The sequence below is a fragment of the Ruegeria sp. genome (genome assembly GCF_965243365.1).
Lineage (GTDB): Bacteria > Pseudomonadota > Alphaproteobacteria > Rhodobacterales > Rhodobacteraceae > Ruegeria.
The window spans coordinates 205586-230791 of the sequence record NZ_CBDEUW010000002.1; the positions used below are offsets into that span (position 1 = coordinate 205586).

At 58.5% G+C, this 25206-nt stretch carries 23 protein-coding genes; 11 read left to right on the top strand and 12 right to left on the bottom strand.

Annotation, left to right across the window (positions count from 1 at the left end; translation table 11 throughout):
- Positions 1 to 138 precede the first annotated feature (138 nt).
- Entirely contained in the window at positions 139 to 747 is a 609-nt protein-coding gene (locus ACP0GE_RS04710; protein ID WP_424830843.1) for a TetR family transcriptional regulator C-terminal domain-containing protein, read from the top strand.
- Between the two features lie 43 nt (positions 748 to 790).
- Here ACP0GE_RS04710 and preA read toward each other — a convergent pair whose 3' ends face one another.
- From preA to ACP0GE_RS04725, 3 genes are read right to left on the bottom strand one after another with little or no spacing between them, the layout of a single operon-like run.
- Positions 791 to 2095 carry an NAD-dependent dihydropyrimidine dehydrogenase subunit PreA gene (preA, locus tag ACP0GE_RS04715; RefSeq protein ID WP_424830844.1) on the bottom strand — a complete coding sequence of 435 codons (1305 nt, stop codon included), beginning with the start codon at positions 2093 to 2095 and terminating at the stop codon, positions 791 to 793.
- Between the two features lie 20 nt (positions 2096 to 2115).
- Complete coding sequence (locus tag ACP0GE_RS04720) at positions 2116 to 2952, bottom strand: methyltransferase domain-containing protein (RefSeq protein WP_424830845.1); 837 nt, start codon at positions 2950 to 2952, stop codon at positions 2116 to 2118.
- Positions 2953 to 2998: 46 nt separating this feature from the next.
- Positions 2999 to 4333 (bottom strand): NAD(P)-dependent oxidoreductase, encoded by a 1335-nt coding sequence (locus ACP0GE_RS04725; protein WP_424830846.1) that lies wholly within the window; start codon positions 4331 to 4333, stop codon positions 2999 to 3001.
- Positions 4334 to 4599: 266 nt separating this feature from the next.
- Here ACP0GE_RS04725 and ACP0GE_RS04730 point away from each other — a divergent pair, with 266 nt between their 5' ends.
- From ACP0GE_RS04730 to ACP0GE_RS04740, 3 genes are all read left to right on the top strand, one after another.
- Positions 4600 to 5595, top strand: coding sequence for a hypothetical protein (locus tag ACP0GE_RS04730; RefSeq protein WP_424830847.1), 996 nt, complete (start codon positions 4600 to 4602; stop codon positions 5593 to 5595).
- A 72-nt stretch (positions 5596 to 5667) separates the two neighbouring features.
- A complete protein-coding gene (locus ACP0GE_RS04735; RefSeq protein WP_424830848.1) occupies positions 5668 to 6960 on the top strand; it encodes an O-acetylhomoserine aminocarboxypropyltransferase/cysteine synthase family protein in 1293 nt (430 codons plus the stop codon).
- A 2-nt stretch (positions 6961 to 6962) separates the two neighbouring features.
- Positions 6963 to 7667 carry a GNAT family N-acetyltransferase gene (locus ACP0GE_RS04740; protein ID WP_424830849.1) on the top strand — a complete coding sequence of 235 codons (705 nt, stop codon included), beginning with the start codon at positions 6963 to 6965 and terminating at the stop codon, positions 7665 to 7667.
- 2 nt (positions 7668 to 7669) lie between these two features.
- Here the strand turns inward: ACP0GE_RS04740 and ACP0GE_RS04745 are convergent, their stop codons facing one another.
- Positions 7670 to 8368, bottom strand: coding sequence for an SIMPL domain-containing protein (locus tag ACP0GE_RS04745; RefSeq protein WP_424830850.1), 699 nt, complete (start codon positions 8366 to 8368; stop codon positions 7670 to 7672).
- 164 nt (positions 8369 to 8532) lie between these two features.
- On the opposite strand from ACP0GE_RS04745, the gene ACP0GE_RS04750 reads away from it, so the two are divergent.
- Complete coding sequence (locus tag ACP0GE_RS04750) at positions 8533 to 10470, top strand: hypothetical protein (protein WP_424830851.1); 1938 nt, start codon at positions 8533 to 8535, stop codon at positions 10468 to 10470.
- A 115-nt stretch (positions 10471 to 10585) separates the two neighbouring features.
- Here ACP0GE_RS04750 and hppD read toward each other — a convergent pair whose 3' ends face one another.
- Positions 10586 to 11683, bottom strand: a complete 1098-nt coding sequence (gene hppD, locus ACP0GE_RS04755) for a 4-hydroxyphenylpyruvate dioxygenase (RefSeq protein ID WP_424830852.1) — start codon at positions 11681 to 11683, stop codon at positions 10586 to 10588.
- Between the two features lie 146 nt (positions 11684 to 11829).
- On the opposite strand from hppD, the gene ACP0GE_RS04760 reads away from it, so the two are divergent.
- A complete protein-coding gene (locus ACP0GE_RS04760) occupies positions 11830 to 12285 on the top strand; it encodes an Lrp/AsnC family transcriptional regulator (RefSeq protein ID WP_424830853.1) in 456 nt (151 codons plus the stop codon).
- Positions 12286 to 12304: 19 nt separating this feature from the next.
- A complete protein-coding gene (locus tag ACP0GE_RS04765) occupies positions 12305 to 14188 on the top strand; it encodes a monovalent cation:proton antiporter-2 (CPA2) family protein (protein ID WP_424830854.1) in 1884 nt (627 codons plus the stop codon).
- Positions 14189 to 14219: 31 nt separating this feature from the next.
- Here ACP0GE_RS04765 and cobT read toward each other — a convergent pair whose 3' ends face one another.
- Entirely contained in the window at positions 14220 to 15233 is a 1014-nt protein-coding gene (gene cobT, locus ACP0GE_RS04770) for a nicotinate-nucleotide--dimethylbenzimidazole phosphoribosyltransferase (RefSeq protein ID WP_424830855.1), read from the bottom strand.
- A gap of 79 nt (positions 15234 to 15312) precedes the next feature.
- On the opposite strand from cobT, the gene cobS reads away from it, so the two are divergent.
- A complete protein-coding gene (gene cobS / locus ACP0GE_RS04775) occupies positions 15313 to 16077 on the top strand; it encodes an adenosylcobinamide-GDP ribazoletransferase (RefSeq protein ID WP_424830856.1) in 765 nt (254 codons plus the stop codon).
- Here the strand turns inward: cobS and ACP0GE_RS04780 are convergent.
- The 6 genes from ACP0GE_RS04780 to ACP0GE_RS04805 all read right to left on the bottom strand — a co-directional run bounded on the left by ACP0GE_RS04780 (position 16074) and on the right by ACP0GE_RS04805 (position 21934).
- Positions 16074 to 16835 (bottom strand): ion channel, encoded by a 762-nt coding sequence (locus tag ACP0GE_RS04780; RefSeq protein ID WP_424830857.1) that lies wholly within the window; start codon positions 16833 to 16835, stop codon positions 16074 to 16076. The genes cobS and ACP0GE_RS04780 overlap by 4 nt on opposite strands.
- 124 nt (positions 16836 to 16959) lie before the next feature.
- Positions 16960 to 17469, bottom strand: coding sequence for a CarD family transcriptional regulator (locus ACP0GE_RS04785; protein WP_424830858.1), 510 nt, complete (start codon positions 17467 to 17469; stop codon positions 16960 to 16962).
- 283 nt (positions 17470 to 17752) lie between these two features.
- Positions 17753 to 18091 (bottom strand): ferredoxin FdxA, encoded by a 339-nt coding sequence (gene fdxA / locus ACP0GE_RS04790; protein ID WP_424830859.1) that lies wholly within the window; start codon positions 18089 to 18091, stop codon positions 17753 to 17755.
- Positions 18092 to 18157: 66 nt separating this feature from the next.
- Positions 18158 to 18523: an RNA-binding S4 domain-containing protein gene (locus ACP0GE_RS04795; protein WP_424830860.1), complete on the bottom strand. Its 366-nt coding sequence runs from the start codon at positions 18521 to 18523 to the stop codon at positions 18158 to 18160.
- Positions 18524 to 18529: 6 nt separating this feature from the next.
- Positions 18530 to 21343, bottom strand: a complete 2814-nt coding sequence (locus ACP0GE_RS04800) for a helicase-related protein (RefSeq protein WP_424830861.1) — start codon at positions 21341 to 21343, stop codon at positions 18530 to 18532.
- Between the two features lie 21 nt (positions 21344 to 21364).
- On the bottom strand, positions 21365 to 21934 hold the full coding sequence (locus ACP0GE_RS04805; RefSeq protein ID WP_424830862.1) for a tetratricopeptide repeat protein: 570 nt from the start codon (positions 21932 to 21934) through the stop codon (positions 21365 to 21367).
- Positions 21935 to 22003: 69 nt separating this feature from the next.
- Here ACP0GE_RS04805 and ACP0GE_RS04810 point away from each other — a divergent pair, with 69 nt between their 5' ends.
- The 3 genes from ACP0GE_RS04810 (at position 22004) to ACP0GE_RS04820 (ending at position 25175) form a co-directional block, all read left to right on the top strand.
- Entirely contained in the window at positions 22004 to 22294 is a 291-nt protein-coding gene (locus tag ACP0GE_RS04810) for an SCP2 sterol-binding domain-containing protein (RefSeq protein ID WP_424830863.1), read from the top strand.
- Positions 22294 to 23265, top strand: coding sequence for an alpha/beta hydrolase (locus ACP0GE_RS04815; protein WP_424830864.1), 972 nt, complete (start codon positions 22294 to 22296; stop codon positions 23263 to 23265). The genes ACP0GE_RS04810 and ACP0GE_RS04815 overlap by 1 nt, the downstream gene beginning before the upstream one ends.
- 89 nt (positions 23266 to 23354) lie before the next feature.
- On the top strand, positions 23355 to 25175 hold the full coding sequence (locus ACP0GE_RS04820) for a M3 family oligoendopeptidase (protein WP_424830865.1): 1821 nt from the start codon (positions 23355 to 23357) through the stop codon (positions 25173 to 25175).
- Positions 25176 to 25206 lie beyond the last annotated feature (31 nt).

Here is a 25206-nt window from a genome sequence, read left to right on the forward strand (position 1 = left end):
CTCGCTTTTGGTGTCTTGATTTGACCATCTGGTCAAACTCACGCTATCACGGGTTTGAAATCAGTCAAGAAATTGCATGGCGCTGCCGCTCATTTCGGCATATTTGCCCCCAAATGACAAAATAGAGACACGCTGAAAATGCCCACGGATCGCTCCGCAACCAGAATTCAGAAAAAAAATCGGTCCGCGATACTCGAGGCCGCGCTGAACGTTTTCTCTGCTCATGGTTTCCGTGGCGCGACGGTGGACCAGATCGCCAGCGAGGCGGGGTTGAGCAAACCCAACCTGCTGTACTATTTCCCGTCCAAAGAGGCGATCCATACTGCATTGCTCTCTGGTTTGCTTGAGACCTGGCTGGCCCCCTTGCACGATCTGGACCAGGACGGGGACCCATTGCAGGAAATCCTGTCCTATGTGCACCGCAAACTTGAGATGAGCCGGGAATTACCACGTGAGAGTCGCCTATTTGCCAATGAACTGGTCCAAGGGGCACCGCGCATACAGGACGCGTTGTCGAACGACCTGAAGCAACTGGTCGATGAAAAATCTGCCGTGCTGACGAAATGGATGGACGACGGGAAGATCGCCAGGCTGCACCCGCAACATCTGATCTTCTCGATCTGGGCACTCACGCAGCACTATGCCGATTTCGATGTTCAGGTCCGCGCAATTCTGGACGGTGAGGACCCGTTCAAAGGTGCCGAACCATTTATCGATACACTGTACCGAAAGTTGCTGGCCCCTTAATAAAGGGCCAAATACTGGCCCTTTAATTAGTCTGTCTATCAGCTTACTCTGCCGCTTTAGCCATTGGGTTGTTCGGATGTGTCGTCCAGTTGGCATAGTCCGGCTGCACCTCCAACCCTGTGCGCGGATCAACCTCGCCTGCTGCCATCGGCTCCATCGAGATACAGCCTTCGACCGGGCAGACATCCACGCACAAGTTACAGGCGACGCATTCTTCGTCGATCACTTCGAACACGCGGTCCGGTGACATCGAGATCGCCTGATGGCTGGTATCCTCGCAGGCGGCATAGCAGCGACCGCATTTGATGCACTGATCCTGATCGATCTTGGCCTTGGCCACGTAGTTCAGGTTCAGATACTGCCAATCGGTCACATTCGGCACCGCGCGTCCGACAATTTCCGAGACGTTGGAATAGCCCTTTTCGTCCATCCATTCCGACAAGCCAGCCGTCAATTCGTCGATAATCTTGAACCCATAGGTCATCGCCGCCGTACAGACTTGAACCGTACCACAGCCCAGTGACATGAACTCTGCCGCGTCACGCCACGTGGTCACGCCGCCAATGCCCGAGATCGGAAGACCATGGGTCGCCTCAGCCCGCGCGATTTCCGAGACCATGGACAGCGCAATCGGCTTGACCGCCGGACCGCAGTAGCCGCCATGGCTGCCCTTGCCATCAATCGACGGTTCGGGGCTGAACGTGTCCAGGTTGACGCTGGTGATTGAATTGATCGTGTTGATCAGCGACACGGCATCCGCACCACCATTCCGAGCCGCAGCCGCGGGTTTGCGGATATCGGTGATGTTTGGCGTCAGTTTCACGATTACCGGACGGTCATAGTACATCTTGCACCAGCGGGTGACCATTTCGATATACTCTGGCACCTGCCCCACTGCAGACCCCATGCCGCGCTCGCTCATCCCGTGCGGGCAGCCGAAGTTCAGCTCAATCCCGTCCGCGCCGGTCTCAGCCACACGTGGCAGGATCGCTTTCCAGGCCTCCTCCTCGCACGGCACCATGAGCGAGGCAATCAGCGCGCGATCCGGGTAGTCGGCTTTGACACGCGCCATCTCCTCAAGGTTCACCTCAAGCGGGCGGTCGGTGATCAGTTCGATATTGTTCAGACCCAGTAACCGCCGATCTGCACCGTAGATGGCCCCGTAACGCGGGCCGTTGACATTCACGACCGGAGGCCCTTCGGATCCCAGCGTTTTCCAGACCACACCGCCCCATCCGGCCTCAAACGCGCGGCGGACGTTGTATTCCTTGTCTGTGGGCGGGGCCGAGGCCAGCCAGTAAGGGTTGGGGCTGGAAATGCCCAGAAAGTCTGTTGTCAGGTCAGCCATGGGTACTCCTTTCCGGCTCCTCAGCCGGTTTTCTTGAATATCATTTCCGTCGGGCAAATGTGCCCGGCCTTCAGGTTTGCGACGTAGTTCTGAAACTTCTCGGGCGCCGTCTCGCCCATCATCAGGTGGATACCCAGCGGTGCCGGGCCGCTTTCTGCAATCTTCGCAAAGACGTCCTCGAAAAATTCGAGCGCAAACATGGTGCGATCATTTTCGGTGACCAGTTCAAAGCCTGCTGCGGCGGCTGCGTCCTTGTAGACTTCGGGCGCGTGAACAAAAGAGGTCTCGGCCACACTCGACCACGGCAGGGGGAAAGCCAGCGGCTCGTCCACGTCTCCCCCCATCACATCGAACAAAGCAAACGTCCCACCGGTGGCCAGCGTCCGCGACACCTCGGTAAACAGCCCGGCCTTGTCTTCGATGTTCATGCCGACATGCAGCATGATGGCAAGGTCGAATGCCGCATCCGGCACCGGCATGTCCAACGCACTGCCAACGTGGAAACTGGCCTTGTCGGAATGACCGACGAGATCGCTCAGGGCAGTGGCGGTTTCCACGAATTCCGGCGTCAGATCGACCCCGGTCACCATCGAGTCGTAGCGATCCACGATGTAGCGCGATGTCCCGCCGATGCCGCACCCCACATCCAGCACACGCGTCGCATGGGTTGGCGACAGTTGTGTGAACAGGTTGTCAGTTGCCAGAACACCACCGGTGTGGAATTCGTCCCCCGCCTTCAGATCGGCCACGGTCGCCGCGTCCGGATCGACACCGCTGGCTTTCAACGCCGCGCGGACGCGTTCGGTCAGGGCGCCGGTTGTGTAGTGTTGAGCAACGGCTTGTTCAATCTGGGACATGAGAATACCTCGGAAGTGAAAGAAATGGGGTGAATACCCCACCCTATCACGAAACCAGCGTTGCGTGGATATCCATAGCCGCATCCCGGCCTTCTGCCACCGCCGTTACGGTCAGGTCTTCACCCCCGGCAGCGCAGTCGCCGCCTGCCCAGACACCGGCCAAAGACGTACGCCCAGCACCGCTGACAGCGATCTTGTTACCGTCCAGCGTCAGCCCTTCTGGTGCGCCTTCCAGAGTCTGACCGATGGCTTTGAGGACCTGATCGGCAGGCACCCGGATCGTCTCTCCGGTGCCGGTCAACGTTCCGCCCGCACTGGACGTGTATTCCAGTTCAATCTCGGCGGCCGATCCGTTGCCATGTATCGCAACGGGCTGAACATTGGTCATGATCCGAACACCGTGCGAGGCCGCAAGATCCTGTTCATAGCGGCTGGCTCCCATGGCGTCGCGATCCCGGCGATAGGCGATGGTCACCTGTTCCGCGCCCAACAATCTGGATTTCACGGCCGCATCCACCGCAGTCATGCCGCCGCCGATGACGACGACATTCCGCCCGACCGGCAATTGCGCCAGATCGTCGGCCTGCCGCACATCGGCGATGAAATCGACCGCATTGCGCACGCCATCCTTGTCGGCACCCTGCGCCCGCAGCGCGTTTACTCCGGCCAGACCGATGGACAGAAACACAGCGTCATAGTTTTGCAGCAACCCCTCCATCGAAACCCCGTTACCCAGGGTCGAGCCGGTTTCGATCGCAATCCCGCCAATTTTCAGCAACCAATCAACCTCGGCCTGCGCAAAGTCATTTGTCGATTTGTAAGCGGCGATGCCGTATTCGTTCAGACCGCCCGGCTTGGATTTGCCTTCGTGGATTACGACATCATGGCCCAGCATCGCCAGACGATGCGCGCAGGCAAGACCCGCAGGCCCAGCCCCAACAACAGCAACAGTCTTTCCGGTCGGCGCCGCACGTTCAAACGGATGCGCCCCAGAGACCATGATGTCGTCCGTCGCAAAGCGTTGCAGCCGCCCAATCTCAACCGGTTTACCTTCGGCCGTTTCACGCACGCAGGCCTCTTCGCACAGCGTCTCGGTCGGGCAGACACGGGCGCACATGCCGCCCAGAATATTCTGCTCCAGGATGGTTCGACCCGCGGATTGCGGTTGACCAGCCTGAATCTGGCGAATGAACAACGGAATATCGATATCCGTCGGACAGGCCGTCACACATGGCGCGTCATAGCAGAAATAGCAGCGATCTGCGGCCACGGCGGCCTCATGCGGGGCCAGTGGCGGATGCAAATCGGTGAAATTCGAGGTCAGCTCATCGCTGGAAAGCCGCCCGGAGACGATCCCGGGTGCCATCTGGCCCTGTGCCATCACTCTACTCCCTGTAGATATGTTTGTTGTACAGGGTAGCTTGCCACATTCTAATTTTTTATCAATTGGTAAAATTTGCCAAATGATCAAAAAATGCGAATTTCGGGCGAAATCCACAAAATTTCAGGCCTTTTTAGCCGTGGATGGCGCCGCACATCGGCAACCTGACTCGCGTCAAACCGGGTTTTGAGGTTTTGACGCCCCATCCCTGTTGCTGTAATCCCAAGACGAAGCGGCCCGAAACTCAAGACCAAGAAAGCGCGTGAATGCAGGCAACATCCCCGAAGTTCAATGTTGTCGTCATCGGGCAAAACAACCGCCTGCAATATGAGGCGCTGCTGTTTGCAGCCTCTCTACGCCATTCCTCGCCCGGGTTTTCCGGTCGCCTGATCGTAGCCGTACCGCAACCAGGACCACATTGGCGACAGGACCCCAGCATTCAGAACGCGGACGTGCTGAAAGCGCTGGACCATTTGGGGGCCGAGATCATCCCGTTCGACAATCACGTCTTCGGCGGCAACTATCCGCAGGGTAACAAGATCGAGGCCCTGCTGGCCCTTCCCGAAGGCGAGCCGTTTGTCTTCTTCGACAGCGATACGCTGATCACCGGCGACCTGACACAGGTGCCGTTTGACTTTGACCGCCCCGGCGCCTCGCTCAAGGTTGAGGGGACATGGCCCAAACCCACCCTCTATGGCCCCGACTATGAAGGCATCTGGCGGGCAATGTACAACCGGTTTGGGCTGGATTTCCAAAGTTCGATCGATCCCACGCAACCACAGAATCACTGGCGGAGGTTCCTGTATTTCAACGCCGGGTATTTTTTTTACAAATGCCCCCGTCGGTTCGGTGAACGCTTTCTGGATTATGCCCGCACCATCCGGGATGAGGAAATCCCGGAGTTGACCGGGCAAGTTCTAGACCCCTGGCTGGATCAAGCCGTGCTGCCATTGGTCATCCATTCCTTCGGAAGCGGTCGGGACGCCCTGCCCCCGGGTTTACTGGACGGGTCCGTCAGCTGTCATTACCGCCTGTTTCCATTGCTCTATGCGCGCGAAAGCGATCATGTGATCGAAGTTCTGGAAACGGTATCCGCGCCGAACAAGATCAAGAAGGTTCTGCGCAACTATGATCCGATCAAAAAGCTGGTCATTCAGGGCAAAGGCGCAAAGATCCGCGAGATGTTCGATCAGGACAACCTGCCCCAACGCGAGCAGGCAATCCGCAAGGCAATCAAGTCAAAAGGTCTCTGGCAGAGGTAATCGCAACGTTGTGTGAATCCGGTCAATAGCCTAGAGATTCTGCAACACAGATTCCAATAGGAGATTTCCAAGATGTCAGACGGCCCAACCTACGGTTTTGATACGCTGCAAATTCACGCCGGGGCGCGCCCCGATCCCGCGACCGGGGCCCGTCAGACACCAATCTACCAGACCACGGCCTATGTCTTTCGTGACGCAGACCACGCCGCGGCTCTGTTCAACCTGCAAGAGGTCGGGTTCATCTATTCGCGCCTGACCAACCCGACCGTTGCCGTGCTACAGGAACGCGTGGCAACGCTTGAGGGCGGCGTGGGTGCGGTGTGCTGCTCTTCTGGTCATGCGGCGCAAATCATGGCGCTGTTCCCGCTGATGGGGCCGGGCTGCAACGTGGTAGCCTCGACCCGCCTTTACGGCGGCACGGTCACTCAGTTCAGCCAAACCATCAAACGGTTCGGCTGGTCCGCCAAGTTCGTAGATACTGATGATCTGGACGCCGTAAAGGCCGCCATCGATGATAACACCCGCGCGGTATTCTGCGAATCCATCGCCAACCCCGGCGGCTATGTCACAGATATTCGCGCGCTGGCCGATCTTGCCGATGATGCGGGTATTCCGCTGATTGTCGACAACACCTCGGCCACGCCCTATCTGTGCCGCCCGATTGAACACGGCGCGACTCTGGTGGTGCATTCGACCACCAAGTACCTGACCGGAAACGGCACAGTCACAGGCGGCTGCATTGTGGATTCGGGCAAGTTCGACTGGTCCGCAAATGGCAAATTCCCCTCGCTCAGCGAACCCGAGCCTGCCTATCACGGGCTGAAATTCCACGAGACCTTCGGCCCGCTGGCCTTTACTTTCCACGGAATTGCCATCGGCCTGCGTGATCTGGGCATGACGATGAACCCGCAGGCAGCGCATTACACCCTGATGGGGATCGAGACCCTGTCGCTACGGATGGAGCGTCATGTCGAAAACGCGCAGAAGGTTGCGGCCTGGTTGGAAGCAGATGACCGGGTCGACTATGTGACCTATGCCGGTTTGCCCTCGTCCCCCTACAGTGACCGGGTGAAAAAGCACTACCCGCGTGGTGCCGGTGCCTTGTTCACCTTCGCGGTCAAGGGCGGCTATGACGCCTGTATCAAGCTGGTCAACGCGCTGGAGATTTTCAGCCATGTGGCCAACCTCGGTGACGCGCGTTCGCTGATCATCCACTCGGCTTCGACCACACACCGCCAACTGACGCCGGAACAGCAAGAGGCGGCGGGTGCCGGACCGGGTGTTGTCCGTGTATCCATCGGAATCGAAGACGCAAACGACCTGATCGCGGATCTGGATCAGGCCCTGTCCAAAGCCAGCGCCTGATCATGGTCTGGCACGACAACAACGATCTGGGTCAACCTATCGGATTGCCGGTGTCGGGTGATTTTCCTCGTCCGACACCGCCTGAGTTACCGATGCAGGGGCGGTTCTGCTCAGTCGTGCCATTGGATGTAAACCTGCATGCGCCCGGCCTGTACCGGGCGTTTGCGAGGGACGCGGATGGTCGCAACTGGACCTATTTGCCCTATGGACCGTTCGACCGTGAAAGCGATTTTGTCGAGTGGGTCCGGGCCAGTTGCACAGGCGCGGACCCGATGTTCCACACAGTGTTGGACACATTGGGCACGCCGGTCGGGATGGCCTCATATCTGCGGATCGAACCGGCAGCCGGGGCAATTGAGGTCGGCCATATCCACTTCTCGCCTTTGCTGCAGCGCAAGCCGCAATCAACCGAGGTGATGTACCTGATGATGCGCCGCGTTTTCGATGAGTTGGGTTATCGTCGATACGAATGGAAATGCGACGCTTTGAATGCCCCATCTCGCAGCGCGGCAGAGCGGCTTGGTTTTGTCTTCGAAGGCGTTTTCCGGCAGGCGACGCACTACAAGGGGCGCAATCGGGATACCGCGTGGTATTCGATCATAGACAGCGAGTGGCCGCGCATCAGGGACGCTTTCCAAGCGTGGCTCGCACCTGAGAATTTCGATGAGGCGGGCCAGCAGCGCCAACCGCTGCAAGCCCGTACCTGATCTTATTCGGCGATTTCGAAAACCATCGATATATTGACTGCGACCGAGACTTCGCCACCCGCCACCGGAACACTGCCGGCATCTGACATCATCGCCATTTCCCGCATCTGAGCGACCGGACGCACCCCGCCGCCATGTTCGTCAATGGACACGACCTCTCCCAATGTCAGTCCGGCGGCCTTCGCCAATTGCTCGGCCTTGGCACGCGCGTCCGCTACGGCATCAGCGCGGGCCTCGGCCTGAAGCGGTTTCGGGTCTTGTATGGAAAAGCTCAGCCCACCAAAATCATTGGCACCGTCCTGGATAACGGCGTCCATGATCTGTCCCAGGCTGTCCAGGTCACGCACCCTGACAAACACGCGGTTCGAGGCGACAAATCCGGTAATCTCGCGTTGTTCATTACCCGGTGTGCGCCCATTGGACCAAACAGGCGATAATGACAGGTCACGCGTCTGAACGTCGCGCGGCTCAAGCCCCAGCTCGTCAAGCCGAGCCAGAATCTGGGCGACCGCGTTCGAGGTTGCCTGCATCGCATCCGAAGCTTGTTTGTCCTGATTGGTCACGCCCAGCGTAATGGTGGCCATATCAGGGGCTGACAGTGCGGTGCCCGTACCGCTGACAGCGATGCGACGTTCTTCCGCATGCGCGGGCAAGGTCGCGACGGCTGCGGTCATCGCCGCCAGAAAAGCAAGTGTCTTCAAGGTGCTCTCTCCTTTTGCCTTTCTCAATACATGGGGTGGCAAGGCCTTGCCAGACAAGAGGGCGGCATGCCTTTTCCTTTCCCTCGGCGGGTTCCTGCTCTAATCTCTGGTGGCGAATGCAAAGGCGTTTGCATTGAAACTGAGAATTGTGGTTCCAACGGATTATGAAACCTGCCTTTGCGCTGTCTTTCTCCGAAAACGGGATTTCCTTGCACCATTGGTCTGATGACGAATGGTTCTGCATCGGAACCGTGCCGTTGGACGCACCTGATCTGAACGACCGGATCAGGGCCTTGCGCGATCAGGGATTCGCGCTGGAAAATGATCTGAGTTGCAAGCTGATCATTCCGTCAGACCAGGTGCGATTGTTGAGCATCGATACTGACGGGCTGGACCCGCAAGCGCTGGACCAGAAAATCCGCGACACGCTGGAAGAGGCCACGCCCTATGCACTGGATGAACTGACTTATTCAACAAGCACCGAAGAAACACATACACAGATCGTCGCGGTTGCAAAGCAGACGCTTGACGAAGCGCACGATTTCGCAGCCGATCATGGTTTTGTTCCACAAGCCTATATCGCAAGCGCCACGGGCGAAGATGCCCTGACCGGTCCCAGCGTCGACCTGACACCCATATCGGATGACGAGGCGGCTGCTGAGCTCCTGCCGGAAGAAGAGAAGACTTCGATTCCTGTCCATCCAATCGCGGCCTCGGCAGATCCAGACACCTTTCGTTCGCAGGTAGCTGCGCGAACGGGTTTTGACCTGTCGCAGATGGGCCTGGAACGCTTTGCTATCCCTGCAATCGCCGCCGCAATCTTTCTGGGTTTGGTCGTTGGGGCATGGTCGCTGATGCGATCGAATCCTGCGGAGGAGGTTGCAGCAGAACAAGTCCCGGTCGATGAGGATCAGATCGTCAGCCTTCCACCGACCGAAGCGGAACCCGAGCCCCCGGCAATCGAAGATGAAACCACACCACCCACCGACGCCGCTATTCTTGAGGCGTTGAAGGTCGAACCGGAAATCGTCGAGAACATTACCCCCGAAGCCGCACCTGAAGACAACGCAACCCTGTCACCGACAGATGCGGCAATACTTGAGGCGCTGACACAGGACCCCGAACAGGCCGAAGACATTGCCTCGGCGATCACTCCGGAAACGGTTTTCCGCGAATTCACCGGAACCGCACCGGTGCAACCGGCTGAATTCGCCCCGCTGCTGTTGCTGGATGAAGATGAGCTTTATCTGTCCTCAATTGACCAGACGAACCTGTCTCAGGACGCAATAGCACTGCCCCTGTCAGAAAGCCTAGACACCGATAAACCGTTCGAACTGGCCGGGTTGCCGGTGCCTTCCGCGCAATCGTTTGATCTTGACGACCGTGGGCTTGTCACACCGAGCCCTGAGGGCACTCTGAACCCTGACGGCATTCTGGTTTTCGAAGGCAAGCCATCAAAGACCCCCCCTGAACCGCCGGTGCGTTTTGAAAGCGAACCCGAGATCGAGGAGCCCGACTCGCGGTTGGCGGGTTTGCGCCCCCGTCCCCGCCCCGAAAACTTGGTAGATCAGTTCGAACGGCAGCAGTTGGGCGGGCTTTCTCGCGATGAATTGGCGGGGATTCGGCCAAAGCTGCGCCCGAAATCCATCGAAGATCGACCCGTCGTTGACCATACGCCAACCGCGTTGGCCGTTGTCCGCGTACCCCGCCCGAGAACACGGCCAAACAACCTACTGGTCCGCGCGGCGGCCAAGCCGACCGCTGGCACTGCAGCCCTTGGGTCAACCGCAGATGTGGCAACAAGCAGTGACGAGGCCGGATCATTTCAACCCAAATCGGTGTCGCCAAAGATACCGACAACGGCATCAGTTGCCCGACAGGCCACGATCGACAACGCGATCAACCTGCGCAAGCTGAACCTGATTGGTGTGTATGGCACCCCCGCCAACCGCCGCGCCCTGGTGCGATTGCCCAGCGGACGGTACAAAAAGCTAAAGGTCGGAGACCGCATCGACGGCGGCAACGTGATTGCCATCGGAGACAGCGAATTGCGGTATCAGAAACGCGGAAAGAACATCACGCTGAAGATGCCGCGTGGATGATCCGGCGACGGATACTCCGCCCGGAATCGTTCTGGGCGTGCCGCTAATCATTTTCAAAAGGCAAGACACAGGCGCGCCGGGGCCGTCTGGCTACCGGCGCGCCCGTGATCTTCATTCAAGCCGCTGAAATTTCACCGGCCTCAATCTGCTCACGCTCAATGGACTCGAACAAGGCCTGGAAGTTGCCTTCACCAAACCCGTCATCGCCCTTACGCTGGATGAACTCAAAAAAGATCGGCCCGATTACGGTTTTTGAGAAGATTTGCAGCAGGATCTTGGTCTCGCCGCCGTCCAAAACCCCCTCGCCGTCGATCAGGATGCCATGTTTCATCATCTTCTCTTTCGGCTCATCATGCCCCGCTACGCGGTCATAGGACAGATCATAATAGGTCTCGTTCGGGCCGGGCATGAACTTCAGACCCTTTTGGGCAATTGCATCGGTCGAGCTGTAGATGTCGTCGCTGCCCACCGCGATGTGCTGAATGCCCTCGCCTTTGTATTTCTTCAGATAGGATACGATCTGCCCTGTCTCTCCCCGATCTTCGTTGATCGGGATACGGATACGTCCGCAGGGTGAGGTCAGCGCACGACTATATAGGCCAGTAAACTTGCCCTGAATGTCAAAGAACCGGATTTCACGGAAGTTGAACAGGTCTTCGTAGAACTTGAACCACTTGTCCATGTTGCCCTTGAACACGTTGTGGGTCAGGTGGTCGAGGTAATAGAACCCATCGCCGCGCGGCTTGGACTGTATCAGCCACTCGAATTCCTCATTATAGGGCGAGGTGTCGTGATACTGATCGATGAAGTAAATCAGCGAGCCGCCGATCCCTTTGATCGCGGGCACGTTCATGGTCTTGTCCGCTGCATCATAGGGTTCGGCCCCTTTGGACACGGCATGCTCATAAGCTTTCTGCGCGTCCACCACACGCCAGCCCATGGATGGGGCGCATGGGCCGTGCTCGGCCACAAATTTCGCAGCGAAGCTGTCGGGATCAGCGTTCAGAATATAGGTGACATCACCTTGCTGCCACAGCTCGACCGAGGACGTGTCGCGGTGATAGCCGACATATTCAAAACCCATGCGGGCGAACAGGTCGCGCAATTCCTGCGGTTCGGGATGTGCGAACTCCACGAATTCAAAGCCGTCGGTTCCGGCGGGGTTTTCTGCGCTGATCACAGATTTCGGGGCATTGTGCGGGAAAGGACCCATGGCGCGTCTCCTGAAAAATAGGAATTTCTTTGCTGATTCAAAAATACGCCTTATTCAGCGCTGTTTCTGCGCGTTCTTTTCGTGTAAGCTCACTCTATATGCGCATTTACCGCATATTGCTGACTAATTTTGGAGATTTCCCGCACGTGTTGGATGCGACAGATACACGCCTGTTGTCAGCTTTGCAAAAGGACGCACATCTTACAGCGCATCAGTTGGGTGAGTTGCTGAACCTGTCGGCCAGTCAGGCTGGACGCCGCCGCCAAAGGCTGGAGGCCGAAGGCTATATCACTGGCTACACCGCCCGGCTGGATCCGCGGAAGCTTGGGCTGCAGGTGCAGGGTTTCATTCAAGTCCATCTTGGCACCCACGGCCCCGAGCAATCGGCCAGTTTCGCGCGCATGGTCAATGTTCGGCCAGAGATCACAAGCGCCTGGACGATGACCGGTGAGGCGGATTACCTGTTGCATGTCTTTTGTGACGACTTATCAGCACTCAACAGCTTGCTTCATCAGGTGATCCTGCCGCATCCTGCGGTGGCTCGGGTCCAAAGCCAGATCGTGATGGATCAACTGAAACGCGACGCTCCATTGCCGACTTAGACGCGCAGGAAGGACTGAAATGAACGAATTCCTTTACCAGGCCTCGATTTACCTGGCAGCGGCCGTGATCGCGGTGCCGTTGTCGGCACGTCTGGGTCTGGGGTCGGTTCTGGGCTATCTGGCTGCCGGTATTGCCATCGGCCCGGTTCTGGGGCTGGTCGGGGCCGAAACGGAAAACCTGCAGCATGTTGCCGAATTCGGCGTTGTCATGATGCTGTTCCTGATCGGGCTAGAGCTTGAGCCACGCGCCTTATGGGACATGCGGGATAAGCTCCTGGGCCTTGGCGGGCTTCAGGTTGGCCTTTCCACTGCGGCCATCGCGGCTGTTGCCTTTTATGCGGGGCACCAATGGTCGGTTGCCCTGGCTGTTGGTCTCACCCTGTCTTTGTCCTCGACCGCTATTGTCCTGCAAACCCTGTCAGAAAAAGGGCTGATGCAGACAAATGGGGGACGCGCGACCTTTTCCGTTCTGCTGACTCAGGATATCGCGGTCATCCCAATTCTGGCCTTGCTGCCCCTGCTGGCCCTGCCCGCGATGGTCCATATCGAGAATGACGGGTCGATCGACCGCGGTTCGGCTACTGCGCATGGTGCGGATCATCAACACACGCTGTCTCTGGTCGAAGGCCTGCCGGGCTGGGCGGTCACACTGGTCACAATTGGCGCCATCGCCTTTGTCATACTGGCGGGCATCTACCTGACGCGCCCGCTGTTCCGCTTTATCCACACCACGCGCCTGCGCGAGATGTATACGGCGCTGGCGTTGATGATCGTGGTTGGCATTTCGTTTCTTATGGCATTGGTCGGCCTGTCCCCTGCCCTCGGCGCATTTCTGGCGGGCGTCGTACTGGCCAGTTCTGAGTTCCGTCACGAAATGGAAAGCGACCTTGAACCCTTCAAGGGTCTTTTGCTGGGCCTGTTTTTCATTACGGTCGGGGCGCGTATCGACGTAGGGTATTTCTTCAACGATCCCTTCGATCTGATTGGTCTGGCCTTTCTGGTTATTCTGGCCAAGGGGATCATCCTTTACATCGTTGGACGCGCCTTCAAACTGCGTGGGCGCGATCATTGGCTGTTTACGCTGGGCCTTGCGCAGGCGGGTGAGTTCGGCTTTGTGCTGTTGGCCTTCTCAACACAGCAGAACGTCATCCCCCAGGATTTGTCACAGAAGCTTTTGATGATCATCGCGCTGACGATGCTGATCACGCCACTGCTGTTCATTATCTACGACCTGCTCAGCCGACGGATTGGCGAAAGCGGCCCAAAAATCGAACCGGATGAGATCGACGAAAAAGGGCCGGTCATTATCGCCGGCATCGGGCGGTTTGGTCAGATCGTGAACCGATTGGTGCAGGCCAGCGGCTTTAAGACCGTTGTTTTGGACCACGATATCGAGACCATCCAGCTGATGCGTCGCTTTGGCGTCAAAGGTTTTCTGGGCGACCCGACCCGGCCCGAGCTTTTGCGCGCTGCCGGTATCGAAAAAGCCGCGGTGCTGGTGGTGGCGATGGATGACCGCAAACAGGCGACCCGTCTGGTCAGCTATGCGCGACGTCAACGGCCCGATCTGCACATCGTCGCCCGCGCCAAGGACCGAACCCATGTGTACGAGCTGTATCAGGCCGGAGCCGACGACATCGTGCGCGAGATGTTCGACAGTTCTCTGCGGGCCGGGCGTTACGTGCTAGAGAATATCGGCCTCAGCCAATACGAGGCCTCACAAGCCGAGCAGACATTCTATCACCACGACCGTGGGTCGGTGCGCGAACTGGCCGAGCTATGGATTCCCGGCATGCCAACGGCTGAGAACAAGAAGTACATCGAACGCGCGCAACAGTTGGAAAAGGATCTTGAGACCGCTCTGCTTGAACTGGCCGAGGAGCACGCCAAGAAATCAGCCTGACCGAAGGCTGGGCATCGGTCAGGTGCCACGATTAGCTGTCAGAAACTCCGGCCTCGGCGAATGTCGCCATGCCAGAGTGGCAGGCCACGGCGCTTTTCAGGATATTGATCGCCAGCGCCCCGCCCGAGCCTTCGCCCAGCCTTAGCCCAAGGCTCAGCAATGGCTCTTTGTTAAGCTTGGCCAGAATGGCCCCGTGCGCGCCTTCCGCGCTTTGGTGACCAGCCACAGCGTGATCCAGAGCCGCGGTCGAAAGCTGCGCCAGACAAGCAGCGGCAGCGGAACAGATGAACCCGTCCAGAATGACCGGGATGCGAAGAACCCGCGCGGCAGCGATGGCCCCGGCCATAGCCGCGATCTCGCGCCCGCCGAGGCACCGTAGAATGTCCAGACCGTCACCAGCCTGTCCGTGCAAGGCAACACCTTCCGCAACCACACGGGTCTTGTTGGCCAAACCTGCATCGTCGACACCCGTACCGCGACCGGTCCAGTCAGCGGCCTCGCCCCCGAACAGGGCGCAGGCGATGGCTGCGGCGGGGGTGGTGTTGCCGATCCCCATCTCTCCAACCACCAACAAATCGGCTTCGGGATCAACCCCCTGCCACCCGGTGCGCAGGGCGTCCAGCAGTTCATCTTCGCTCATGGCTGGGTCTTTGGTGAAATCGGCCGTCGGACGGTCCAGTTCAAGCGCGTGCACGTCCATCTTTGCACCTGCCGCCTTGGCCAGTTGATTGATCGCTGCCCCGCCATGCTGGAAATTCATGACCATCTGCACGGTGACTTCCGCAGGAAAGGCCGACACGCCTTGCGCCGTCACACCGTGATTACCGGCAAAGACAATGACCTGAGGCGCGTTGATCGTGGGCTGCGCATCCCCGCGCCAGCTTGCATACCAAATCGCCAGATCCTCAAGCCGTCCCAGCGCACCCGGGGGTTTGGTCAATTGGCCATTGCGTTCTTCGGCTGCATTGCGCGCCGCCGGATCGGCATCAGGGGCCTGCGTCAGCGCATTGCGGAAACTGTTCAGATCTTTGAGTTCGGGCAGCATTCAAAGCCTCGTTGCATCAGAGTGGTCCTGTGTGTTTAACCATTGTTGGCAAAGCAACAAGACCGGGAAAGGCTTGGGAGTGCATAAAAACGACACCGCCCCGTTTTCACGGTGGGATATACCGCTTGCTTTGGTCCTGCTGACCCGCCTGCCCCTGCCGCGCCTTCCCGATCAGGCCTTTGCCCGCCAATCGCAGGCTGCCTGGGCCTATCCGCTGGCCGGGCTCGTTGTCGGAGCGTTGGCCTGTGGGGTCGGCTGGATCGCCATTTGGGCGCAGCTCCCCCTGTTTGCGATTGCCACCTTGCTGGTCGCCGTACTGATCATCGCGACCGGAGCGATGCACGAAGACGGGCTGGCCGACACCGCCGACGGGCTGTGGGGTGGGTTTACGACCGAGCGCCGGCTTGAGATCATGAAGGACAGCCATATCGGCACCTATGGCGTGCTGGCTTTGATGTTTTTTCAGCTGCTTCGGATTGCGGCTGTCGTGACCTTGGTAGGGGCAAATCTGCTGACGGGTGTGTTGGCCGCCTGCATGTTCTCGCGTGCCGTGATGCCCGCGCTGATGCACGCGCTGCCCAACGCGCGCAACTCGGGCCTGAGCCATTCGGTTGGTGCGCCGCCCCTGTTCGCCGTTCTGGCTGGCATAGGGTTAGCCATTTTGTTGGCCCTGTTGTTGCTGGGTGCACAGGCCGTGTTACCTATGATCTGCGCCCTGTTTGCCGCCGCGATTGTCGCACGCATCGCCAGGATCAAGATCGGTGGTCAGACCGGGGACATTCTGGGCGCTGCACAACAAGTCTCGGAAATCGTTTTTCTTTTGGCTCTGACCGCATTGATCTAAGACGCACCCCCGGTTTCGATGCGCAACGTTGCACCACAATGCTTGCAATGCACGGCATCCGGATCATGCCGAAACAACCCGCAACTTGGGCATTTATAGCGCACCTTTTGCGGCATAAAGATCGCCTGGGCCAGACGTACAAACAGCGCCACACCGACGACCATGATGAAGACAGAGAACAGCTTTCCTGCGGGTGTGTTCAGCGTGATGTCCCCAAACCCCGTCGTCGTCAGTGTCGCCATGGTAAAGTAAAGCGCGTCGATATAGGGAGTTTGAGAGCCCTCAGGCGCAAAAAAGACCAGCACCGCCGTGGACGTCGCAAAGACGAAGACCAGCAGGTTGATCGCTGCGATCACCGCATCTTCGTGAGTGCGGAAAAACAGGCTGTCCCGACGCAAATCCCGCAGCAGATGGTAAGAATGGATCAACCGCAACGCCCGCAAAATTCGAACGAACGCCAGATTTCCGGTCAGAAACGGATCGAGCATCAGGGATACGATCACCACGATATCGGCCAGCGTGTAGATTTGGCGCAGCAGCTTCCAACGATCTTTCGAAATCCACAAGCGGGCGGAAAAATCCAGCAGGATAATCAACCCCACGCCCAAGCTTGCCGCCGTTAGCCCCGGTCCATGAGGGATATTTGCGGTGGCAACAAAGAAGATGATCGAAGCGATGTCGAACAGGATCAGACCATAACGGAACCAAACCGAAACCGGCTCGTGGCTGATGTAGAGAAACTTGACAGTTTGCTTCATCGTGATCCCGCATCTTCCTGTATCAACAGAAAAATACCTGACATGTGCCGCCATACCAAGCGCGCAGCCACGAAAAAAGGCCGCCCCGAGATTCGGGACGGCCCTTGAATGAATTCGAACCCTATCAGGCCGCGCGCGAAGTCAGAACTTCATCTACCTGCTTGGCAGCCGCGATTTCGTCGGCACCGGACACGGCGGCCACTTCGCGGGTCAGACGCTCTAGCGCTGCTTCATACAGCTGGCGCTCGGAATAGCTCTGCTCGCGTTGATCGTCGGTGCGGTGCAGGTCGCGGACCACCTCTGCAATCGAGATCAGATCACCCGAGTTGATCTTTTGCTCATATTCCTGCGCCCGGCGCGACCACATGGCGCGTTTGACCTTGGCCTTCCCCTTCAGCGTTTTCATCGCCTGGCTGATCACATCCGGCGAGCTGAGCGAACGCAGGCCGGATTCGGTGGCCTTGTTGGTGGGCACCCGCAGGGTCATTTTGTCTTTTTCAAACGAAATGACGAACAGCTCCAGCGAAAATCCCGCCACTTCCTGCTCTTCGATCGAAATGATCTGGCCCACGCCATGAGCAGGGTAGACAACATAATCGTTCGGGCGGAACTCAAGCTTTTTCGACTTCGACATTCACATTCATCCTTGGTTGCAGACTGTGACGCAGACAAAAATAGCCCTTGGCAGAGCCACTCAGGGCGCCGCCACACGGCTATCATGTCACAAAATTAAAACTCCAAAGTGAGCATACTTACGGAGCGCATCCCAGTCTCAGTCATCATTCAGGTAAGGAGTATATCACAAAATTGCGACACTCAAAAGGTCATCCCGTGAAATGACGCGGGAAACCGAGTGGAATCATATCGTTGCCAGACAAACTTTATCTGGATGCCGTATCCGATCGGCGGCGAATCGCTTACCCGCCCTCACCCGGTGCTTCCGAGAAATACTTGTCCAGCTTGCCTTCTTCGCCGTCTCTTTCTTCGGCTTCGGGAAGTGGGTCTTTCTTGGTCACGATCACCGGCCATAGTTCGGAATACTTCCGGTTGAATTCGACCCACCCTTCCATATCCGGCTCGGTATCGGGGCGGATCGCATCCGCAGGGCATTCCGGTTCGCACACGCCGCAATCGATGCACTCATCGGGATGGATGACCAACGCGTTTTCGCCTTCGTAGAAGCAATCCACCGGGCAGACTTCGACGCAATCGGTGTATTTGCAAGCAATGCAGTTATCGGTGACAACATAGGTCATTGGTCAATTCCTGTTTACGGCTTGGGCGACTAGCTAGTTCAGTCTGACGCCGTCTGCAAGATCAGATCAGTCGTCAGACATGCGAGAAAGATCGATAGCGCGCCGATCTTTCTTGGTCGGGCGACCTTTTCCTTCAAAACGCGGATTGTCAGAAGGTTCGTCCTGCTTTTCTGTCATATCAAAGTACAGTGTCTGCGCCTCGGATGCAGGACCACGGCGTTCGCCCAACATTTCAACCCGAACCACACGCACAACACGACCCTGAGGGAAGGTAAGGATATCTCCGGGCGCCACGGCCTGCGCCGGTTTCAGCACCCGATGGCCGTTCAGTCTGACATGGCCAGCACTGACCTGTTTGGTGGCCAGGCTACGGGTCTTGAAGAACCGCGCCTGCCACAACCATTTGTCAATCCGCAGCTTGGCCTCGGCCACTGGTGATCAATTGCCGTCCTTCAAGCCCATCAGCGCTGCGGCGAATGGGTTATCGGGATCGATAGCCTTTTCCTTTTTCGGAGGCCGGGAAGAGAACGATTTCGCGCCCTGCGGCTTGCCACCTTTTTTGCCATGAGGCTTGCCGCGCCCATCCTGAGGCTTACCACGCGGTTTGCCCTTGCCCTGCCCCTGCTCGCGGCGCGGGCCACGATTTTGCTGGCGCTGGCGGCCCCATGTGAAGGTGTAGAACACCTCCACTTCGGGCTCGTCCGGCGCGGGGTCAGCGACCGGAGCCTCGGCTGCCGCCTCGGTGCTTGCGGTGGCCTCGGCTGGCGCCTCGGCGGGTGTGGCAACCTCATCTGTCGCAGCTTCTGGTGCCAGAATCTCTTCAGCGGTGGGTTGTCCGGCCGCTTCGGCCTCAGGCTGTTCAACAGGTGCAGGTTTCACTTTCTCACGCTCGCCACGTTCGGCCTTGTAGCCCAGACCCTGCATCAGGTCCGCGAACTGGTCCAGCGTCATGCCGGTGATCGACAGCATGTCGGGTTTGGCCTCGAACCCACCCCGGCTGTCCTCGGACCGCAGCATATCGGCCAGACGTTCCAGCATGTCGATCCGGATCGAGCGCTCCCCCGCATCGCGGTATCCGCACATAGTGTCATAGCCTTGCGGCGCGTCCTTGGCGACCGGCACGGTGACCAGACCCGGAGGCGGTGCCTCGGGGAATTCCTGCAAGCCACTGGACAGCGCCCAAAGAACCAGACGCAGGCGCGTCGGTGCGGGTTTCAGCAGCAGCGGCATGAAGATAGTGAACTGACCAAAGCGGATACCGTGCTTGCGCAGTGCGCCACGAGCGTCCTGATCCAGATCCTTGACCTCTTGCGCGACCTGCGCGCGCGGCAGCACGCCCAGCGCTTCGACCATGCGGAAGGCAAAGCCTTTGGCCAGACCGCTGAGTTCCTCGTCGCGCTGCAAATTCAGCAGCGGCTCGAACAGCGCAGCAACCTTGCGGTCGATGAAGTGTTGCAAACGGCGCTGAACTTTCTGTTCGACATCCGGCCCCGCGGCCTCATCCACAAAAACCTCGACCATCGGCTTGAGAGGCTCGGCCCCGGCAACAAGCTTGCCAACAGCATATTCGCCCCACATCAGGCCACCCTGATCGGTGAAATCAATTTCGGTATCGGGTGCATTGTAGAAGCGATCGGCACGCAGATGGAATTGCGGCGCGAGTGCTTGCAGAGAGGCCGATTTCAGAGCTTTCGCCTCGGTTCCCTGAGCAGCTTTGTCCGGGATAAACCGGAACCCTTCCAGACGACCGACGAATTCGCCTTCGACGGTCACTTCACCCTTGTCATTTACTTCGGCCAAAAGGGCCTCCTTCTGTTTGAGCCGGCGCAACAAAACCGATGTACGCCGGTCCACAAATCTCTGAGTCAGACGGTCATGTAACGCGTCCGACAGCCTGTCTTCTACAGTGCGCGTTTCCTCACGCCAATGGGATTCGTCACGCAACCAGCCATTTCGCTGCGCAACATATGTCCATGTGCGAATATATGCCAACCTTTTGGACAGTGCATCAATATCCCCATCGGTCCGGTCGATCCGGCGGATTTGCCGTGCCATGAAGTCATCGGGGATCGAGCCGCGTTCGTGCAGGTGGCCATAGATCACCTCAAGCAGGCTGGCATGTTCGGCATGGCTGATACCGCGAAAATCGGGTATTCGACACACATCCCAGAGCAAACGGACGGATTGACCGTCGCTGGCCCGAGCCACGACCTCGGTAACCTGCGCCAGTGATTTCAGCGCATTCAGGTCATCGGCGGGCCGCGCTTTGACCAGATGTTCGTCATTGGGACTGACCTCAAGCGAGTCGATCAACGCGTCAATCGAGCCGAACCTAAGGGCAGCATTCCGCCAGTTCAGCTTTTTCATCGGCGTAAATCGGCTGTCCATGATCGCCTGCGCGACACCTTCGTCCAGTGGCGGGGCCTCACCGGTCACGCCAAAGGTGCCGTCAGACATACCGCGCCCTGCACGGCCAGCGATCTGCGCCAGTTCGTTCGGGGCCAAAGGCCGCATCCTTCGACCGTCGAACTTGGTCAGAGACGAGAACGCCACATGGTTCACGTCAAGATTCAACCCCATGCCGATAGCGTCAGTGGCGACCAGATAGTCGACCTCACCGTTCTGATAGAGATCCACCTGTGCGTTCCGCGTACGCGGGCTGAGCGCACCCATGACAACAGCCGCCCCGCCCTTTTGACGGCGGAGCAATTCGGCAATGGCATAGACGTTTTCGACCGAGAACCCGACGATAGCGCTGCGTGCGGGCATCCGGCTGATCTTTTTGGACCCGGAATAGACCAGCTTAGACATCCGCTCGCGCCGGACAAACTGAGCCTCGGGCACCAGCGCGGCAATTGCACCGCGCATCGTGTCGGAGCCCAGAAACAGCGTCTCGTTTGTTCCGCGGGCGCGCAGCAGCCGGTCGGTGAACACATGGCCGCGTTCGGGATCAGCACATAGCTGGATTTCATCAATGGCCACGAAATCCGCGCCCATGCCTTCGGGCATCGCTTCGACAGTACAGACCCAATACTGGGTTCGCGGCGGAACGATCCGTTCTTCACCCGTGACCAGGGCCACGACCGAGGGGCCGCGAATGGCGACGATCTTGTCATAGATCTCGCGCGCCAGCAGCCGCAGTGGCAGGCCGATGACACCGGTCCGGTGCCCCAGCATGCGCTCAATCGCGTAGTGGGTTTTACCTGTGTTTGTCGGGCCAAGAACGGCCACGATTCGGGATGACCCGCTCACTTTTGTCCCCTGCTCAGCGCCTTACAGAGCCTTGCCTTCAACCTGAGGCTTCAGCCGATTCATGGCGTTGGTTACTTCTTCATGGTGGGGATGTATAGCCAACGCACGAGAATAGGCCTTATACGCCTGTTCTGGTTGGCCGATGATCTCAAAGATCAGACCCAGCCCATAGATGGCCTCGTAGTGGTTGGGGTTCAGTGTCAGGGCATGTTCAAGGTCGGCCGCCGCCATGCCATAGCGGTCCATTCCAAAAAACGCCGAAGCCCGAATATGCCAGCCCTCGGCAAAATCCGGTGCATGATCAGTCAACGCCGTCAGGTGTTCGATTGCCTTCTCGATATCACCGTCATCCAGCGCTTCGCGCCCGCGCTCCAGCAGAAAATCGGCCGATGCCGACCCCGACTGTGACCAGAGCGCCTGCAACTGCCGGTCCAGATTAATGGCCTGTTCCGGCGTCGCTTCGGCCAGTTGCTGCAACAGATCAGCCTCGTTGCGGGAATCCGCCTGCTGCGCACCCGAACTGGTGGAAAACATGACTAGGACAACAAGTGCCGCGACGATACCTTTGAGATTGATGCTTGCAATGCTCATAACAACGGTCAGTGTAGCGTTGCGACCGGGGATGTCCATTCTTGGCGCATTAACAAAATGAGGAATAACATGAGCGAGATTCTTGAAAAAGCAGCAGCCGCGCTGAATGAAAAACTGGCGGGCGGTGCTTTTGACGCGTCGGCCAAGTTTGCCATCGCCGATCTGGGCGCGATTGTTCTGGATGCGGATGGCGCGCGCGTCAGCGACGAAGAGGCCGACGTGACCCTGAGCGCGGATGCAGACACGTTCGAACAGATTCTCAGCGGGGAAATGAACCCGACCGGCGCATTCATGTCCGGCAAGCTGAGCGTGGACGGGGATATGGGAATTGCCATGAAACTTGCCTCGGTACTGGCCTGATGGAATACGCGCCAGCCCCTTTGTATGAAGACGTGGCTGGCGGGCCCGCCGGCGGTGTAGCCCATTGGCTTGAGACCGAGGACGGAAAACGCATTCGGGTGGCCCATTGGCTGCCCGAAGGCGAGGCGCAGGGAACCGTATTGCTGTTTCCCGGGCGCACTGAATATATCGAGAAATATGGTGATGCGGCATCGGAGTTCATCCGCCGTGGTTTCGCGGCACTTGCCGTTGACTGGCGGGGGCAAGGCCTTGCAGATCGCCTGCTGGAAGACCGCCGTGTCGGGCATGTGGAGAAATTCACGGATTATCAACATGATGTACGTGTTGTGCTGACCTATGCGGCGGAACTGGACCTGCCCAAGCCATGGTATGTCATCGGCCACTCGATGGGCGGCGCAATTGGCCTGCGGGCCGTAGTGGAAAACAAGTGTTTCTCGGCCTGCGGCTTTACGGGGCCGATGTGGGGGATTTATTTCTCTCCGATCATGAAGCCGCTTAGCCGGGTCACGGCCTATTGGGGCCCGCGGATCGGTTTGGGTGAAAAAACGCCCCCGACAACCTCACGGGAAAGCTATGTCGCCTCGCAACCGTTTGAGGGCAACGTTTTGACCCGCGACCCCGACATGTACAAGCTGATGCAGGATCAACTGGCCGCCTACCCCGAACTGGCGTTGGGCGCGCCGTCCACAATCTGGCTGCGTGAAGCGCTGGATGAATGTGCGTGGGCGATGGAACAAACCGCCCCTGACATTCCTTGCCTGACCTTTCTGGGCAGCCACGAACAAATCGTGGACCGGAACGCAATCCGCGACCGCATGGCAAACTGGCCAACCGGTACGCTGGTCGAAATTCCGGATGGCGAGCATGAGGTGATGATGGAAGCACCCCAGGTGCGCGGCCCCGTATTTGACCAGCTTGCCGAGCATTTTGCAGCCGCGCGGTCTGCTCGCCCATGTGAGCCTGCGGTCTGAGTTCAGCAGACCGCACAGTTTCAGCCTGCTTGTGATCCGCGCTCAGCGCGCCTAGATGTCCGTGAAAGCAAATTTCCAAGAGGTGTTCCATGCGCGACCTGCCCTTTCCCGTCCGAGATGCAAACGCAGCCGGAGGTGCCGAGAACCTGGGCAACCTGCCGGAATGGGATCTGACCGACCTCTACACATCCGAAGACGCACCGGAGTTATCCCGCGATTTGGACTGGCTGGAGGGCGAATGCGCCTCCTTCGCGTCAGATTACGAAGGCAAGTTGGCCGAGTTGGACGCTGCCGGTCTGCTGACCTGCGTGCAACGCAACGAAAAGATCAACGCCATCGCCGGTCGGATCATGTCCTTTGCGGGCTTGCGCTACTACCAACTGACCACAGACGCGGATCGCGCCAAGTTCCTGTCGGACATGCAGGAAAAGATCACCGTCTTCACCACTCCGCTGGTGTTCTTTACGCTGGAAATCAACCGGATCGACGATGACGCGCTCAAAGCGCATTTCGATACCAACGCCGATCTGGCGCGGTACGAACCCGTCTTCCGCCGCATCCGCGCGATGAAGCCCTATCAGCTGCCCGATGAGCTGGAAAAATTCCTGCATGACCTTGGCGTAGTCGGCGATGCGTGGGAACGCCTGTTCGACGAAACAATCGCAGGTTTGACCTTTGACGTCGACGGCCAGGAGCTGAACATCGAAGGCACGCTGAACCTTCTGACCGAGCAGGACCGCGCCAAACGCGAAGCAGCCGCGCGGGAGCTGGCCGGTGTTTTCCAAAGCAATATCAAAACTTTCGCGCGCGTTCACAACACGCAAGCCAAGGAAAAAGAGATCGTTGATCGCTGGCGCAACATGCCCACCGCCCAGACCGGTCGCCACCTGTCAAACGATGTCGAACCCGAGGTGGTCGAGGCCCTGCGCGAGGCCGTCGTGGCCGCCTATCCCAAGTTGAGCCACCGTTACTACGAACTGAAACGCAAGTGGCTGGGCCTGGATGTCATGCAAGTCTGGGACCGCAACGCGCCCTTGCCGATGGAAGACACGCGCATCGTTGGTTGGGACGAAGCCGAAAAGACAGTGATGGACGCGTATAACGCGTTTGATCCCCGGATGGGCGAAATCGCCTCGCCTTTCTTCTCGAAAGGCTGGATCGACGCAGCAGTTAAGCCCGGCAAAGCGCCTGGCGCCTTTGCCCACCCAACGGTGACCGAAGTTCATCCTTATGTGATGCTCAACTATCTGGGCAAACCGCGCGACGTGATGACTTTGGCGCATGAGCTGGGCCACGGCGTGCATCAGGTACTGGCCGCCGATCAGGGCGAGATGCTGTCATCCACCCCGCTGACGTTGGCCGAAACCGCCTCGGTCTTCGGTGAAATGCTGACTTTCCGCAAGATGCTGGATCAGGCGGAAACCCCGGAACAGCGCAAGGTGCTGCTGGCGGGCAAGGTCGAGGACATGATCAACACGGTGGTCCGCCAGATCGCCTTCTACGACTTCGAATGCAAGCTGCACGCGGCCCGGCGCGAAGGCGAGCTGACCCCAGATGACATCAATGCACTGTGGATGAGCGTTCAGGCCGAAAGCCTTGGTCCGGCATTCGAATTCATGGACGGGTATGAAACCTTCTGGGCTTATATCCCGCACTTTGTTCACTCGCCCTTTTATGTCTACGCCTATGCCTTTGGCGACGGCCTCGTGAATGCCTTGTACTCTGTGTACGAAAGTGGCGCCGAGGGTTTCGAGGACAAGTATTTTGAGATGCTGCGTGCGGGTGGCTCGAAGCACCACAAAGAGCTGCTGGCCCCGTTCGGGCTGGACGCCAGCGATCCGGAATTCTGGGACAAAGGTCTGTCGATGATCTCAGGTTTCATCGACGAACTGGAAGCGATGGAAAGCTGACGCAGCCCGTTGGGGCGGCCCTCTGCGGGCC

What these genes read in the sequence shown, in the direction of transcription:
- ACP0GE_RS04740 (WP_424830849.1), top strand. Translation starts at nt 6,963, where the DNA reads ATGGTCTGGCACGACAACAACGATCTGGGTCAACCTATCGGATTGCCG.
- ACP0GE_RS04730 (WP_424830847.1), top strand. Translation starts at nt 4,600, where the DNA reads ATGCAGGCAACATCCCCGAAGTTCAATGTTGTCGTCATCGGGCAAAAC.
- ACP0GE_RS04780 (WP_424830857.1), bottom strand. Translation starts at nt 16,835, where the DNA reads ATGAAGCAAACTGTCAAGTTTCTCTACATCAGCCACGAGCCGGTTTCG.
- ACP0GE_RS04725 (WP_424830846.1), bottom strand. Translation starts at nt 4,333, where the DNA reads ATGGCACAGGGCCAGATGGCACCCGGGATCGTCTCCGGGCGGCTTTCC.
- ACP0GE_RS04735 (WP_424830848.1), top strand. Translation starts at nt 5,668, where the DNA reads ATGTCAGACGGCCCAACCTACGGTTTTGATACGCTGCAAATTCACGCC.
- ACP0GE_RS04805 (WP_424830862.1), bottom strand. Translation starts at nt 21,934, where the DNA reads ATGAGCATTGCAAGCATCAATCTCAAAGGTATCGTCGCGGCACTTGTT.
- hppD (WP_424830852.1), bottom strand. Translation starts at nt 11,683, where the DNA reads ATGGGTCCTTTCCCGCACAATGCCCCGAAATCTGTGATCAGCGCAGAA.
- ACP0GE_RS04815 (WP_424830864.1), top strand. Translation starts at nt 22,294, where the DNA reads ATGGAATACGCGCCAGCCCCTTTGTATGAAGACGTGGCTGGCGGGCCC.
- preA (WP_424830844.1), bottom strand. Translation starts at nt 2,095, where the DNA reads ATGGCTGACCTGACAACAGACTTTCTGGGCATTTCCAGCCCCAACCCT.
- ACP0GE_RS04750 (WP_424830851.1), top strand. Translation starts at nt 8,533, where the DNA reads ATGAAACCTGCCTTTGCGCTGTCTTTCTCCGAAAACGGGATTTCCTTG.
- ACP0GE_RS04710 (WP_424830843.1), top strand. Translation starts at nt 139, where the DNA reads ATGCCCACGGATCGCTCCGCAACCAGAATTCAGAAAAAAAATCGGTCC.
- ACP0GE_RS04810 (WP_424830863.1), top strand. Translation starts at nt 22,004, where the DNA reads ATGAGCGAGATTCTTGAAAAAGCAGCAGCCGCGCTGAATGAAAAACTG.
- fdxA (WP_424830859.1), bottom strand. Translation starts at nt 18,091, where the DNA reads ATGACCTATGTTGTCACCGATAACTGCATTGCTTGCAAATACACCGAT.
- cobT (WP_424830855.1), bottom strand. Translation starts at nt 15,233, where the DNA reads ATGCTGCCCGAACTCAAAGATCTGAACAGTTTCCGCAATGCGCTGACG.
- ACP0GE_RS04820 (WP_424830865.1), top strand. Translation starts at nt 23,355, where the DNA reads ATGCGCGACCTGCCCTTTCCCGTCCGAGATGCAAACGCAGCCGGAGGT.
- ACP0GE_RS04785 (WP_424830858.1), bottom strand. Translation starts at nt 17,469, where the DNA reads ATGTCGAAGTCGAAAAAGCTTGAGTTCCGCCCGAACGATTATGTTGTC.
- ACP0GE_RS04765 (WP_424830854.1), top strand. Translation starts at nt 12,305, where the DNA reads ATGAACGAATTCCTTTACCAGGCCTCGATTTACCTGGCAGCGGCCGTG.
- ACP0GE_RS04720 (WP_424830845.1), bottom strand. Translation starts at nt 2,952, where the DNA reads ATGTCCCAGATTGAACAAGCCGTTGCTCAACACTACACAACCGGCGCC.